The organism is Pseudoxanthomonas sp. JBR18, assembly GCF_028198165.1.
Taxonomy (GTDB): domain Bacteria; phylum Pseudomonadota; class Gammaproteobacteria; order Xanthomonadales; family Xanthomonadaceae; genus Pseudoxanthomonas_A.
This window is the reverse complement of sequence record NZ_CP116339.1, coordinates 787,145-798,922: the sequence shown is the minus strand read 5'-3', so window position 1 is coordinate 798,922 and position 11,778 is coordinate 787,145. Positions and strand designations below refer to the sequence as shown.

Below are 11,778 nucleotides of genomic sequence, written 5' to 3'. Positions count from 1 at the left end.
AGGACAACGGACATGGCACATTTCGAACTGGTTGAAACGATGGCTCCCAACGCGGTGATCAAGGTCATCGGCGTGGGCGGCGGCGGCGGCAACGCCGTGGCCCACATGGTCAGCTCCAGCGTGGATGGCGTGGAATTCATCACCGCCAACACCGATTCGCAGGCGATCAAGAACTGCGGCGCCAAGCAGCAGCTGCAACTCGGCGGCAACGTCACCAAGGGGCTGGGCGCCGGCGCCAACCCGGAGGTCGGTCGTCAGGCCGCCCTGGAAGACCGCGACCGCATCATCGAGGTGCTCGAGGGCGCCGACATGGTGTTCATCACCGCCGGCATGGGCGGTGGCACCGGTACGGGCGCAGCCCCGGTGGTGGCACAGCTGGCCAAGGAGATGGGCATCCTGACCGTGGCCGTGGTCACCAAGCCGTTCCCGTTCGAGGGGCGTCGCCGCATGCAGGTCGCGCTGAAGGGCATCGAGGAACTCTCCGCCCACTGCGACTCGCTGATCACCATCCCCAACGAGAAGCTGATCACCGTGCTGGGCCGTAACGCCACCATGATCCAGGCCTTCCGTGCGGCCAATGACGTGCTGCTGGGCGCGGTGCAGGGCATCGCCGACCTGATCGTGCGTCCGGGCCTGATCAACGTCGACTTCGCCGACGTGCGCACCGTGATGAGCGAAATGGGCCTGGCCATGATGGGCACCGGCGCCGCCCGCGGCGACGATCGCGCCCAGGCCGCCGCCGAGGCCGCCATCCAGAACCCGCTGCTGGACGACGTGAACCTGGCCGGTGCCAACGGCATCCTGGTCAACATCACCGCTGGCCCGGACTTCACCATGGCCGAGTTCGACGAGGTCGGCCGCACCGTGGAAGGCTTCGCCTCCGAAGACGCCACCGTGGTGGTCGGGACCGTGCTCGATCCGAACATGCAGGACGAAGTGCGCGTCACCGTGGTGGCCACCGGCCTGAACCGTGCGACCGTGCGCCAGCCGGTGCGTGGCGGTGCCGACCTGGGCGGCAGCTACCAGCGCGAGCCGGTGCGTGCGCCGATCAAGCTGGTGCGCGATGCCACCACCGGCCTGCCGGTCGATGCGGTCGCCATGCCCAACACCACCCAGGCCAAGGCCGATCCGGTGGCCGGTGCCACCCAGGGTCTGGGCCTGCGCCGCAACGCCAGCGAATCCTCGGCCCCGACCGGTGGCAATGGCGGTGCCGCGGTGGCCGAGCTGCCGGACAACTACCTGGACATCCCGGCGTTCCTGCGCCGCCAGGCAGACTGATGCCGTCCATGGCGGAACAGGTGGACGCCAAGACGACGCGACCGGGGCTTCCGCGGCCGGCCGCTCGTCGGTCTGCGAGGCATCATCTCGCGGGCGGTCCGCTCGCCGCTGGCCGCCAGACTGGCTGATCGAACCGGGGAGCGTGGCCGGCCGTCCCCTCACGGTCGCCGCCTCCCATCGCAACACCGTGACATGTCCATGCCTTTCCGCCGGGCCACTTCATCTGGCCCGGCGGATTTTTCCGGCAGGCAGCGCTCGCGTAACCGCGGAGGACGGGCTGAGTTACTGTCCTCTTCCGTACAGATTCAGATGGACGCGTGATATTCTCACGCAGCTTTGACGCGCGTCGTCCTCCCCAAGCATCGCGATCCATGATCCCCCAGCGCACCCTCAAGAACGTGATCCGCGCCACCGGCGTCGGCCTGCATAGCGGCGAAAAGGTCTTCATGACCCTGCGCCCGGCTGCGCCGAACACCGGCGTGGTCTTCCGCCGGGTCGATCTGGACCCGGTCGTGGAAATTCCCGCCGATGCCGCCCTGGTCACCGAAACCACGCTGTGCACCGGGCTGAGCTGCGGGCCGGCCAAGGTGCAGACCGTCGAGCACCTGATGTCGGCGCTGGCGGGCCTGGGCGTGGACAATGTCTATGTCGAGCTGTCCTCGGCCGAACTGCCGATCATGGATGGCTCGGCCAGTCCGTTCGTGTTCCTGCTCCAGTCCGCGGGCATCGTCGAGCAGAACGTGCCCAAGCGCTTCATCCGGGTGATGAAGACTGTGGAAGTGCGGGACGGCGACAAGATCGCCCGCTTCGAGCCGTACGAAGGCTTCAAGCTCGGCTTCACGGTCAAGTTCGACCACCCCATGATCCCGGCTTCGCAATCGCGTGCCGAGGTCGATTTCTCCACCGGTGGCTACGTGAAGGAAGTCGCGCGCGCGCGCACCTTCGGCTTCATGCGCGACCTGGAGTACATGCGCGAGCGCAACCTGGGCCTGGGCGGATCGATGGACAACGCCATCGTGCTCGACGAGTTCCGTGTGCTCAACGACGACGGCCTGCGCTATGCCGATGAGTTCGTCCGTCACAAGATCCTGGACGCCATCGGCGACCTGTATCTGGCTGGCGGCCCGATCCTCGGCGCCTACGAGGGCTACAAGTCCGGCCATGCGTTGAACAACACCCTGGTCAGGGCCCTGATGGCCCAGACCGATGCCTGGGAAGAAGTCTCCTTTGGTCCGGAGACCACGGCGACGGCTCCCCGTCTCTACGGGACGCCTGTCCCCGCTTACTAGCGGTGCCGCTCGGCCCCAGGGCGGGCCCGACTGCCAAAGCGTGAACCGCGTCGCCTGTACGCGATGAAATTAACTTTCTTTTAATTTCTGCCTAACGACTGGTCCGCCACGGGCCGGTACGATGCCTGCCGGTCCTGCACTTCGCCTTAACGTTGCTGAACGGGGTGTCGGCCGGTTCCCGAATCGGATGCCTCGGAGTCTGGGGAGTCTTCGAGCATCGCCAGGGCTTCCCGAAGCGCCGCGCGCGCCGTCGGGGTCAAGCCTGGTTTCGGCGGCTCGTCCGCTGCATTTGGGAACAGCGGTTGCAGGGTCGTTCTGGCAGTGACTGCGGTGACTGTCAGCCCGATGGATCGGGCAGCCTCGATGAGTTCGTTGGAGGCCAGGCGCAGCTTGGCCTGCCAGACGGGCGCATCGACCACAAAAACCAAGCGTCCGCCCGCGACATTGGCCAACCGGCAATGGTCGGCCAGTCCAGGCGGAAGATAGGGGTGTAGTTGCTGTTCCAGCGCGTCCAGCTGCATGGCACGACGCAGCGGGTCAGCGGCAGGTGACGCCATCGCGGCCTCCAGGGCCGGACGCGGGGCCGCCGGTTGACGCGACTGGGACTTAGAACGAGACATCACAGATCCATGAGCTTGAACAACGTTCTCCACAATACGCGCTCCTGGGCCCGCCATCAGCTGGCCATCCGTACCGTCCAGGCGCGTCGTTTCAGTCACACCCGTCCGCTGCTGAGCGCGGGCATCCTGCTGGCCAGTGGGCTGGTGGTCGGTGTGATCGGTCACAGTGCCTTCGGCATGGCCCGCGTGTCCTACCTGGAGGCCAAGGCGCAGCGCCAGGCCGCCGAGCTGGACCAGGTCAAGCGCGGGGCGCAGCAGGAAATCAACGCCATGTCCGCCCGGTTGGGCGAACTGCAGGCCCAGGCCAACCGGCTCAATGCCCTGGGCGAACGGCTGACCCAGATGGGCAAGCTCGCCGATGGCGAGTTCAACTTCGATGAGCCGGTCGGCGTTGGCGGCGCCGAGGCGTCCAGCGACATGCCCCCACGTGAACTGTCCCAGGGACTGGATGCGCTGAAGAACAAGTTCGACACTTCCGGCCAGCAGCTCTCGGTGCTGGAGTCGCTGCTGTTCAATCGCCAGCTGGACCGCAACGCGACGCCCTCACGGATGCCACTGGCCCATACCTACATCACCTCGCCCTTCGGGGGGCGTGCCGATCCGTTCGGCGGTGGTGGTCAGTACCACAAGGGCATCGACTTCAAGGCCAATGTGGGCGACCCGGTCCTGGCCGTGGCCGACGGCGTGGTGAGCTACGCCGGGGTCCGCAGCGGTTACGGCAACGTGGTCGAGGTCGACCACGGCAACGGCTATGTCACCCGCTACGCGCACAATTCCCGCCTGGTGGTGAAGGCCGGCGACCTGGTCCGCGCCGGGCAGATGGTGGCCAAAGCCGGTTCCACGGGGCGTTCCACCGGAGCCCACGTGCATTTCGAGGTCTGGGAGGACGGGCGCGTGGTCAATCCGCGCAAGTTTCTGGGCGAAGGCCCCACGCCGGTCGGCACCCGCGTCCGCGGCTGAGGGGCGCAGTCTGGCAGACGTCGCAACGGCGGGCCTGCGCGCGCAGCCAGCGTGATCTTCCGCGCGGCTTGATTCAGGGCGGCGCGCCCCAAGCTACAATGTCGTGTTGCCGAAACGGGGCGCCTTGCGCCCTGTTTCGCTTTTCGGCACCGGGCCTTGGGGGTACATGAGGCCTGCGCGGTGCCGACGCTCCTTTCCATTCCGGTTCCTCGTCCATGATCAACAGCTTGCTCACCCGTGTTTTCGGCAGTCGCAACGAACGCCTGCTCAAACAGCTCGACCGCCAGGTGGCGCGCATCAACGCGCTGGAACCGGAGATGCAGAAGCTCAGCGACGAGGAGCTCAAGGCCAAGACGCCGAAGTTCCAGAAGCGCATCGCCGACGGGGAGTCGCTGGACAAGGTCCTGCCCGAAGCCTTCGCGGTCTGCCGCGAGGCCTCCATGCGCGTGCTTGGCCTGCGCCACTACGACGTGCAGCTGGTCGGCGGCATGGTCCTGCACCTGGGCAAGATCGCCGAAATGCGCACCGGTGAGGGCAAGACCCTGGTGGCGACCCTGGCGGTCTACCTCAACGCGCTGGAAGGCAAGGGCGTGCACGTGGTCACCGTCAACGACTACCTGGCCCGCCGCGACTCGGCCCAGATGGGCAAGCTCTACAACTGGCTGGGCCTGAGCGTGGGCGTGGTCTACCCGGGCATGCCGCACGGCGACAAGCGCGCCGCCTATGCCGCCGACATCACCTACGGCACCAACAACGAGTTCGGCTTCGACTACCTGCGCGACAACATGGCCATGGCCAAGGAAGATCGCCACCAGCGCAGCCTGAACTTCGCCATCGTCGACGAGGTCGATTCGATCCTGATCGACGAGGCGCGCACGCCGCTGATCATTTCCGGCCCGGCCGACGATTCGCCGGAGCTGTACATCCGCGTCAACCGCATCGTGCCCTCGCTGGTGAAGCAGGAGAGCGAGGAAGGCGAGGGCGACTACTGGGTCGACGAGAAGTCCAAGCAGGTGCACCTGTCCGAGGCCGGCCAGGAGCATGCCGAGGAGCTGTTGCGCAGCGCCGGCATCCTCAAGGAGGACGAGGACGACGGCCTGTACTCGCCGCAGAACCTGGGCGTGGTCCACCACCTCAACGCCGCCCTGCGCGCGCATGCCATCTACCAGCGCGACGTGGACTACATCGTCCGCGACGGCGAGGTGGTGATCGTGGACGAGTTCACCGGTCGCACCCTGACCGGGCGCCGCTGGTCCGATGGCCTGCACCAGGCGGTGGAAGCGAAGGAAGGCGTGCCGGTCCAGCGCGAGAACCAGACCCTGGCCAGCATCACCTTCCAGAACCTGTTCCGCATGTACAACAAGCTGTCGGGCATGACCGGCACCGCGGACACCGAGGCCTACGAGTTCCAGAGCATCTACGGCCTGGAAGTGATCGTGATCCCCACCAACCGGCCGACCATCCGCAAGGATGCCTCCGACCAGGTCTTCCTCAACCGCAAGGGCAAGTTCAACGCGGTGCTGGCCGACATCCAGGACTGCTACAAGCGTGGACAGCCGGTGCTGGTGGGCACCACCTCGATCGAGACCTCCGAACTGCTGAGCCAGCACCTGGCCCAGGCCGGCGTGCCGCACGAAGTGCTCAACGCCAAGCAGCACGAGCGCGAAGCCTCGATCGTCGCCAACGCCGGTCGCCCGGGCGCGGTCACCATCGCCACCAACATGGCCGGCCGCGGCACCGACATCGTGCTGGGCGGTTCGCTGGAAGCCGAGCTGGCCCTGATGGGCGAGGACGCGCCGGAGCTGGACGTGGCCCGGGTCAAGGCCGACTGGAAGGCGCGCCACGACAAGGTCAAGGAGGCCGGCGGCCTGCACATCGTGGGCACCGAGCGCCACGAGAGCCGCCGCATCGACAACCAGCTGCGTGGCCGCTCCGGCCGCCAGGGCGATCCGGGCTCGTCCCGGTTCTACCTGTCGCTGGAAGACAACCTGATGCGCATCTTCGCCAGCGACTGGGTGCAGAAGGCGATGAAGCTGATCGGCATGAAGGAGGACGACGTGATCGAGGATCGCCTCGTCAGCCGCCAGATCGAAAAGGCCCAACGCAAGGTCGAGGCGCACAACTTCGACATCCGCAAGAACCTGCTGGACTTCGACGACGTCAACAACGACCAGCGCAAGGTCATCTATGCCCAGCGCGACGAGTTGCTGGAGGCCGAGTCGGTGAAGGACAACATCGACGGCATCCGTGCCGACGTGGTCGCCGACCTGGTGACCCGCCACGTGCCGCCGAACTCGATCGACGAGCAATGGGACCTGCCGGGCCTGCAGGCCGAGCTGGCCGCCGAGGCCGGCATCGACCTGCCGGTGACGCAGTGGCCGCAGGAGATCGAGGAACTGGATGCCGAGCGCATCGAGCTGCGCGTGCAGGAAGCGCTGGATGCGCACTTCGCGCAGAAGGAAGCGCAGGTGGGCAGCGAGACCATGCGCACCCTGGAAAAGCACGTGATGCTGACCGTGCTCGACAAGGGCTGGAAGGAACACCTGGCGCGCATGGACTACCTGCGCCAGGGCATCCACCTGCGCGGTTATGCGCAGAAGCAGCCCAAGCAGGAGTACAAGAAGGAGGCCTTCGAGCTGTTCTCCGAGATGCTGGAAAGCGTCAAGCGCGAGGTGGTGACCATCCTCTCGCGCCTGCGCATCCGCACCGAGGAAGAGGTGGCCGAACTGGAAGCCCAGGAGCGGCGGATGGCCGAGATGCAGCAGCGCGCCATGCAGTTCCAGCATGCCGAAAGTGGCGGCTACGGTGCCGATGAAGAGGCTGCCCAGGCCCAGGCGGCCGCGCAGGCCGCCGCCGCGGGCGTGCAGGGCACGATCCTGCGCGACGCGCCCAAGGTCGGTCGCAACGATCCGTGTCCGTGCGGCAGCGGCAAGAAGTACAAGCACTGCCACGGCCAGTTGAGCTGACCGACCTCGGTCCACGCTTGAGACATGAAGGCCCGGATGGCGACATCCGGGCCTTCTTTCATTTCAGCCGTCGAAGCGTGCAGGCGGCGGATGACATGAGCGCCTGATCGGTCCGATCCACCCATGCCGGACGCGGCGCGCGCGACGTGAAAAGGCCTCAGCGTTGGCGAGGCTTCTTGGCGGCAGCGAACCCGGGCTGTCCTTCCTGCTCGGCCAGTTGGGGGACGCGCACCAGCTTGTGCGTGTCCACGCCGTGCACGGCCATCTTCGCGACCAGATCGGCGTACTGGGCATCGGACATATCGGCCGTGCGCGAAAAGACCCACGCCAGGTCACGGCCGGGGTAATCCACCAAGGCCCAGCTGTAATCCGGAGCCACCTCCAGAATCCGGTACTTGGTCGGGATCACGCCGAAGAACCAGGTGGTCCAGCGCCGGTTGCCGGTGCCGTCCTTGACCGTGGCGCGCGAGTTCAGATCCTTGACCGGCTGGCCGAAGCCCTCCTGGTAGACGTAATGCACGCCGATGCTGCCGTTGGGGCGCAGGGTGTATTCGTCACGGCTGGCGACATGGCCGCGTTCGCCGAAGTAGGGCACGTGGGCGATGACGTGCCAAGCGCCCATGTAGCGCTGGAGATCGATGGGGGTCGTCGAGACGGAATGGGGCATGGGATCGCTCGCACAGGCGGCCATCAGCAGTGTTGCCAGGATCAGGCCACCAGCGGCCAGGGAGCGGAGCGCGTGGGACATGGCAGCAGCTTTTCCGGCCGGGACCTGCAGGCTAGGCCAGGCGATGTCAACGCCCCGTCGGGCAGGTCGCAACCGGTGAGAATCGCCGGGGGCACGCTGCGCCTCCACCCTGACTGGAGGCCCGCCATGTCCACGTATCGTGCAGTGAACGTTTCTGCTCCGGCTCGTCTGGCCGGTCCGCCAGACCCCCGGCTGGCCCACCTGTTGCGCGGGCTGACCCTGACCGGCCTGGTCATGGTGCTGTTGTTGCCGGCCGCCCGGGAACACACCCAGGGACTGGGCTGGCTGCCGCTGTGGCTGGTCGGCATGCCGCTGACGGCGTGGTGGTCGCTGTATCGCTTCCGCCTGCCGCTGGGCGCCGGTCGCCAAGCTCGATCCGCGGCGCCGCCCCGTCGCCGTCGTCGCGGTTCGCAGGCGCGCCGTCGCAAGTCCAGCCGCAGCGGCCTGCGGACCGCCGCCTGAGGTCGAGCGCTGCGGCAATGGGCGAGGGTGGCTGTGCTAGCGTTCCGGCGACTTGAATCGCACGGATCCCACGATGACCCGACTCGCCCTTGCACTGGTGGCCGGCCTAGCCGCCAGCAGCGCACCCGCCCAGGAGGCCCCGATGACCGACGACCCTTACCAGTGGATGGAGGAGGTCGAAGGCGAACGACCGCTGACCTGGGTCAAGGCCCAGAACGCCCGCACCGAGGCCGCCCTGGCCGACACGCCGCAGTTCAAGCAACTGGAAGGCGAGATCCGCACCATCCTGGACTCGGACGCCAAGATTCCCTATGTCCAGAAGATCGGTGAGTACTACTACAACCTGTGGAAGGACCAGGACCACGCGCGTGGCGTGTGGCGCCGCACCACCCTGGCCGAGTACCGCAAGCCCCATCCGGCCTGGGAAACGGTACTGGACATCGACGCGCTCAACGCCGTGGAGAAGGAAACCTGGGTCTGGCACGGCGCCGATTGCCGGGAGCCGGACTACACCCGCTGCCTGATCGCGCTCTCGCGCGGCGGCTCGGACGCCGATGTGACCCGCGAGTTCGACCTGACCACCAAGACCTGGGTGGAGGATGGCTTCTATCGCCCGGCGGCCAAGGGCGGCCTGGGCTGGATCGACGCGGACACGGTGTACGTCTACACCGACTTCGGCGAAGGCAGCATGACCTCCTCGGGCTATCCCCGCATCGTCAAGGAATGGAAGCGCGGCACGCCGCTGGAATCGGCCAAGGTGGTATACGAGGGCAAGGCCGACGACATGTACATCGCGGCGATGCACGATGCCACGCCGGGCTTCGAGCGCGATTTCGTCTCCCGCACCATCGCCTTCTACAACGATGAGCTCTATCTGCGGGGCAAGGACGGCACGCTGACCAAGATCGATGCGCCCAATTCGGCGCAGAAGTCGGTGCAGCGCGAGTGGCTGGGGCTGGAACTGCGTGAGCCGTGGACGGTGGGTGGCAAGACCTACCAGGCCGGCTCGTTCCTGGTCACGCGCTTCGATGACTTCATGGCCGGCAAGCGCGAGTTCGATGTGCTGTTCGAGCCGACGCTGACAACCTCGCTGGCCGGGGCGACGCTCACCCGGCACCACGTCGTGCTCAACGTCATGGAGGACGTCAAGAACCGCCTCAGCGTGTTGACCCACGAGCAGGGCAAGTGGGTCTCCAGGCCGCTGAAGGTGGGCGATTCCCCCTTTGGCGCGATCAGCGCCAGCGCCGTGGATGCCGAGCATTCCGACGCGCTGTGGCTGACGGTCACCGATTACCTGACGCCGACCACGCTGTTGCTGGCCGATGCGGCTACCCCGCAGGCGCAGATCGAACCGCTGAAGACGATGCCGGCCTTCTTCGATGCCTCGCGCGATGTGATCGAGCAGCACTTCGCCACGTCCAAGGACGGGACCCGGGTGCCGTATTTCCTGGTGCGGCCCAAGGACCTGAAGTACGACGGCACCGCGCCGACGCTGCTGTATGGCTATGGCGGGTTCGAGATCTCGATGACGCCGGGTTACTCGGGTGGCATCGGCAAGGGCTGGCTGGAGAAGGGAGGCGTGTATGCGGTGGCCAACATCCGCGGTGGTGGCGAGTACGGCCCGCGCTGGCACCAGGCCGCGCTCAAGGCCAATCGCCACAAGGCCTATGAGGATTTTGCCGCCGTCGCCCAGGATCTGGTGGACAGGAAGATCACCTCGCCCAGGCACCTCGGTGCGCAAGGGGGCAGCAACGGGGGATTGCTGATGGGCAACATGCTCACCCAGTATCCGCAGCTGTTCGGCGCGATCGTGGTCCAGGTGCCGCTACTGGACATGAAGCGCTACAGCCACCTGCTGGCTGGTGCGTCGTGGATGGCCGAGTACGGCAACCCGGATACGGCCGACTGGGACTACATCAAGACCTTCTCCCCGTATCACCTGTTCGATGCCAGCAAGCAGTATCCGCCGACGCTGTTCATGACCTCCACGCGCGACGACCGCGTGCATCCCGGGCATGCGCGCAAGATGGCGGCGATGATGCTCGATGCCGGCAAGGACGTGCGCTACTACGAGAACATCGAAGGCGGCCACGGCGGCGCGGCCAACAATGCGCAGTCCGCGCACATGAACGCGTTGGCCTATACCTTCCTGTGGGAGCAGCTGGCCGACTGAAGCCGGGTGCCGGTTGGGGCAGGCGCGACCGCGGGCCGGTCGCGCCTGGCCTCAGTGTCGGAAGGTCTCCAGGCCGCGGGCGATGCGCGTCACGGCTTCCTGCAGCCGTTCCAGGCTGTTGGCGTAGGCAAAGCGCACGTGCTGGCCGTTGCGGTGGTCGCCAAAGTCGATCCCCGGGGTGAAGGCCACGTGCTCGGTTTCCAGGAAATGCGCGCAGAAGGCCTGCGCATCCTGGCTGAAGCGGCTGATGTCGGCGTACAGGTAGAAGGCGCCCTGCGGCTCGACCGGAATCTCGAAACCCAGCCCGCGCAGTGCCGGCAGCAGCCAGTCGCGCCGGGCCTGGAAGGCGGCGCGGCGCGCTTCCAGGATGGCGATGGTCTCCGGCGCGAAGCACGCCAACGCCGCGTGCTGGGCGATGGTCGACGGGGCGATGTAGAGGTTCTGTGCCAGGCGCTCCAGCGCGGGGATGGCGTCGGCCGGGGCGACCAGCCACCCCAGGCGCCAGCCGGTCATGCCGAAGTACTTGGAGAAGCTGTTGAGCACGAACGCATCCGGATCGACCTCCAGCACGCTGGGCGCGTCCATGCCGTAGGTCAGCCCGTGGTAGATCTCGTCGACCACCAGGTGCCCGCCGCGCGCGGTCACCGCGTCCGACAGCGCGGCCAGTGCCTCGCGCGAAAGCACGGTGCCGGTCGGATTGGCCGGCGAGGCAACCAGCGCCCCGACGGTGTCCGAGTCCCAGTGCGCAGCCACCTGCGCCGGGGTGAGCTGGTACTGGCTCTCCGGGCCGGCCGGCACCAGCCGCGCGCTGCCTTCCATGACCCGCAGGAACTGGCGGTTGCAGGGATAGGCCGGGTCGGCCATCAGCCAGTGCCGCCCGGGGTCGACGAGCAAGGCGCTGGCGAGCAGCAGCGCGCCCGAGCCACCGGGCGTGATCATGATCCGCTCCGGTCCGATGTCCAATCCATAGCGCTGCTGGTAGAAGCGCGACAGCGCCTCGCGCAAGGCCGGAAGCCCGCGTGAACCGGTATAGCGCGTCTGTCCCTTGGCCAGCGCGGCCTGCCCCGCCTGGACGATGGGCGCGGCGGTGGTGAAGTCCGGCTCGCCGACCTCCATGTGGATCACGTCGGCGCCGGCGCGCTCAAGTTCGGCCGCGCGTGCGCTGAGCTGCATCACCCGGAAAGGGGCGATATCGCGACTGCGCTGGCTGTAGGGGAGGCGGGCGGAAGACGCAGAGGGGTTCATCGTTCCCATGATAGGACTGTCAGCCTGTCCCGGCTTG

At 67.1% G+C, this 11,778-nt stretch carries 9 protein-coding genes; 6 read left to right on the top strand and 3 right to left on the bottom strand.

Annotated elements, in window-relative coordinates:
* Positions 1-12: 12 nt before the first annotated feature.
* Together ftsZ and lpxC are read left to right on the top strand one after the other, a co-directional pair.
* The gene (gene ftsZ, locus PJ250_RS03745; RefSeq protein WP_271647211.1) at positions 13-1,278 is read left to right on the top strand and encodes a cell division protein FtsZ; all 1,266 of its coding nucleotides are present in this window, start codon (positions 13-15) and stop codon (positions 1,276-1,278) included.
* Between the two features lie 371 nt (positions 1,279-1,649).
* The gene (gene lpxC / locus PJ250_RS03740; RefSeq protein ID WP_271647210.1) at positions 1,650-2,567 is read left to right on the top strand and encodes a UDP-3-O-acyl-N-acetylglucosamine deacetylase; all 918 of its coding nucleotides are present in this window, start codon (positions 1,650-1,652) and stop codon (positions 2,565-2,567) included.
* A gap of 146 nt (positions 2,568-2,713) precedes the next feature.
* Here lpxC and PJ250_RS03735 read toward each other — a convergent pair whose 3' ends face one another.
* Positions 2,714-3,187: a DciA family protein gene (locus PJ250_RS03735; protein WP_333909501.1), complete on the bottom strand. Its 474-nt coding sequence runs from the start codon at positions 3,185-3,187 to the stop codon at positions 2,714-2,716.
* 9 nt (positions 3,188-3,196) lie between these two features.
* Between PJ250_RS03735 and PJ250_RS03730 the strand changes: the two genes are divergently transcribed.
* Both PJ250_RS03730 and secA read left to right on the top strand, forming a co-directional pair.
* A complete protein-coding gene (locus PJ250_RS03730) occupies positions 3,197-4,147 on the top strand; it encodes a M23 family metallopeptidase (RefSeq protein WP_271647208.1) in 951 nt (316 codons plus the stop codon).
* Positions 4,148-4,362: 215 nt separating this feature from the next.
* Positions 4,363-7,113: a preprotein translocase subunit SecA gene (secA, locus tag PJ250_RS03725; RefSeq protein WP_271647207.1), complete on the top strand. Its 2,751-nt coding sequence runs from the start codon at positions 4,363-4,365 to the stop codon at positions 7,111-7,113.
* Positions 7,114-7,270: 157 nt separating this feature from the next.
* On the opposite strand, the gene PJ250_RS03720 is transcribed toward secA, so the two are convergent.
* Positions 7,271-7,861: a lipocalin family protein gene (locus PJ250_RS03720; protein WP_271647206.1), complete on the bottom strand. Its 591-nt coding sequence runs from the start codon at positions 7,859-7,861 to the stop codon at positions 7,271-7,273.
* A gap of 126 nt (positions 7,862-7,987) precedes the next feature.
* On the opposite strand from PJ250_RS03720, the gene PJ250_RS03715 reads away from it, so the two are divergent.
* Positions 7,988-8,323 carry a hypothetical protein gene (locus PJ250_RS03715; RefSeq protein WP_271647205.1) on the top strand — a complete coding sequence of 112 codons (336 nt, stop codon included), beginning with the start codon at positions 7,988-7,990 and terminating at the stop codon, positions 8,321-8,323.
* A gap of 73 nt (positions 8,324-8,396) precedes the next feature.
* Entirely contained in the window at positions 8,397-10,496 is a 2,100-nt protein-coding gene (locus PJ250_RS03710) for a prolyl oligopeptidase family serine peptidase (RefSeq protein WP_271647204.1), read from the top strand.
* Positions 10,497-10,547: 51 nt separating this feature from the next.
* Here the strand turns inward: PJ250_RS03710 and PJ250_RS03705 are convergent, their stop codons facing one another.
* Entirely contained in the window at positions 10,548-11,750 is a 1,203-nt protein-coding gene (locus PJ250_RS03705) for a pyridoxal phosphate-dependent aminotransferase (protein ID WP_271647203.1), read from the bottom strand.
* Positions 11,751-11,778: the final 28 nt, after the last annotated feature.

Coding starts and splice junctions, on each gene's coding strand:
- PJ250_RS03720 (WP_271647206.1), bottom strand. CDS start 7,861: ATGTCCCACGCGCTCCGCTCCCTGGCCGCTGGTGGCCTGATCCTGGCA.
- ftsZ (WP_271647211.1), top strand. CDS start 13: ATGGCACATTTCGAACTGGTTGAAACGATGGCTCCCAACGCGGTGATC.
- PJ250_RS03715 (WP_271647205.1), top strand. CDS start 7,988: ATGTCCACGTATCGTGCAGTGAACGTTTCTGCTCCGGCTCGTCTGGCC.
- PJ250_RS03735 (WP_333909501.1), bottom strand. CDS start 3,187: ATGTCTCGTTCTAAGTCCCAGTCGCGTCAACCGGCGGCCCCGCGTCCG.
- PJ250_RS03710 (WP_271647204.1), top strand. CDS start 8,397: ATGACCCGACTCGCCCTTGCACTGGTGGCCGGCCTAGCCGCCAGCAGC.
- secA (WP_271647207.1), top strand. CDS start 4,363: ATGATCAACAGCTTGCTCACCCGTGTTTTCGGCAGTCGCAACGAACGC.
- lpxC (WP_271647210.1), top strand. CDS start 1,650: ATGATCCCCCAGCGCACCCTCAAGAACGTGATCCGCGCCACCGGCGTC.
- PJ250_RS03705 (WP_271647203.1), bottom strand. CDS start 11,750: ATGGGAACGATGAACCCCTCTGCGTCTTCCGCCCGCCTCCCCTACAGC.
- PJ250_RS03730 (WP_271647208.1), top strand. CDS start 3,197: ATGAGCTTGAACAACGTTCTCCACAATACGCGCTCCTGGGCCCGCCAT.